The organism is Skermanella sp., assembly GCF_059503625.1.
On the sequence record NZ_JCACHA010000463.1, the window covers coordinates 1 to 2,272 of the forward strand.

General features: G+C 60.4%; 2 protein-coding genes. Both read left to right on the forward strand.

Translation table 11 applies throughout. The features are described 5' to 3' along the window. A partial coding sequence (locus tag AC5JJ6_RS10135; protein ID WP_496041920.1) for a hypothetical protein occupies positions 1–257 on the forward strand: 257 nt, incomplete at its 5' end. 96 nt (positions 258–353) lie between these two features. Then, on the forward strand, positions 354–2,183 hold the full coding sequence (locus tag AC5JJ6_RS10140) for an MHYT domain-containing protein (RefSeq protein ID WP_496041921.1): 1,830 nt from the start codon (positions 354–356) through the stop codon (positions 2,181–2,183). Positions 2,184–2,272: the final 89 nt, after the last annotated feature.

The window sequence follows — 2,272 nt, forward strand, 5'->3', positions numbered from 1 at the left end:
TCGGGAGCAACAGAAACCATGGTATTGATGCTCCTATACATGTCAACCGGCATCTTGGTCAGACGGAGCGGGTTTGGTGGGCCGGCATAGAAACCGGATCGCGCAAACCGGGTTCTGAGATGGACCCTGATGCCGAAGGCCATCTCAGCCTGATCAGCTTCGACAATTTGACATGCTCCGGCTTGCCGTTCATACCTTGGAACCATAACGGCGCTTCCGCGAATGCCTGTGATCGCTGCGGAAGCCGGATAAACTAGAGTTGATGGGGAGTTACATGAGGTCCAGCGTTTCCCAAAGCTGCGGGTAGAGGCGGTGAAATGATGACTGGACATTATAATATAACGCTTGTCCTTTTGTCCTACACCGTGGCGGTCTTCGCTTCCTTCACCTCTCTTGATCTCGCCGGGCGGGCGGTAAAGACGTCCGGGCGGGCCGCAAGGGCCTGGTTGATCGCTGCGGCAGCCGCCATGGGCGGCGGCATCTGGTCCATGCACTTCATCGGCATGCTCGCCTGGATCATGCCGATGCCGGTAGCCTACGACATCGGCACGACCGCAGCGTCACTTGTGCTTCCCGTCGCCGTTACCGGTATCGGGTTCTTCCTCGTCAGGAGCAACAGCACCTCGAGGTTCCGCCTGCCCATAGCGGGCGTGCTCATGGGCACCGGGATCGTCTCCATGCATTATCTCGGCATGGTCGGGATGCGCATGCAGGCCGTCATCACCTACGACGCGGAGTTGCTGGCCGTCTCCATTGTGATCGCCGTCCTGGCGTCGGTAGCTGCCCTGTGGCTGGCTTTCCGTACCGACCGCGGCTGGCAGAAGATTGCCGCCGCGTTCGTCATGGGACTGGCGGTCGCCGGCATGCACTATACCGGCATGGCAGCAGCCGTCTTTCACATGGATGAACGACTTGCCGCGCCCAGCGACGGCGGTTTGGGATCAACGGCATTGGCTGCTCTTGTGGCGGCGATTGCCTTCACGTTGCTGTTGATGGCCATGCTTTCGGTCACGATTGACCGGCGTCTTGCCCGGCGGGAAGCCGACACGCTGCGCCGAAGCGAGTTGCGGTTCCGGGCGCTGGTTCAGAATGCGTCCGACGCCCTCCTGCTGACCGACAGGACAGGCACCATCACCTATGCGAGCGGTTCGCTTGAACAAGTTTTCGGCAGACCTGAAGCCGTGCTCCTGGGTCGGTGCCTGACAGCATTTCTTCCAGGAGCAGCCAATGCCGCATCCGATCTGATCGCCAGCGCGCTCGATCATCGTCGCGAAAGTATAAACCAGACGCTGCGGCTGGAACTTGCCGATGGTAGTTGGAGGACCCTTGAGATCATCGCGACCAACCTGCTTGACCATCCTGACGTAGCCGGGATCGTCCTCACCGTTCGCGACGTCACTGAGCGGCTCCGTCTTGAGCAGGAACTGGATCAGGCCTCTCGGCTGGCCACTCTCGGCACGTTGGCCGCAGGGGTCGCGCACGAGATGAGCCAGCCGCTCAACGCTATCAGCCTGTGGAGCCAGGACGCTCTGCTCTCCCTCGATGAGGGGCAGGCGGATCCTGAGCACATCAAACAGGTACTCACGGTAGCAGTTGAACAGGCCCAGCGTCTGCGGCATATCATCGACCACATGCGGATATTCAGCCGGCGGGATAGCGGCGGGGTGGAGACGTTCGATGCGCGTGGCAGCATCCGGGCTGCCACTCGTCTGCTTGACCGTGAACTCGCCGCCGCCGGCATCAGCCTGAGTGTATGTCTCCCTGATGTCCCAGCCTTCACCCGTGGGCGACCGCTCCACCTGGAGCAGGTCATCCTGAACCTGCTCAGCAATGCCCGCGACGCCATCCGGGACCAAGAAGAGCGCACACCCGAAAGGGCGGCAAAAATCGACGTGGCCATGCTGATCGCTGCCGGAGAAGAGACATTGTCGATCATGGTGTGTGATACCGGCACAGGGATAGATCCGCAGGCTCTTGCGCACATCTTCGATCCGTTCTTCACAACCAAGGAGGTTGGCAAGGGAACGGGACTGGGATTGGCGGTCAGCTACCGGATTATTGAGGCCATGGGAGGCCGCCTGATCGCCACCAACATTGTGCAGGAGGGGGTGGTTATGGGCGCGCAGTTTAAGGTCTGCCTGCCATGGGTCGAGGCATCTACGGCTACTCGGCAGGCAGGTTGAGGTTCATCAAGGTTGTCGTTTACCAAAGGCACGTGACCTTGGTGCAAAAATAACCATGGAGCTGTCGCGGTGGCAGGTGGGTCGGTATA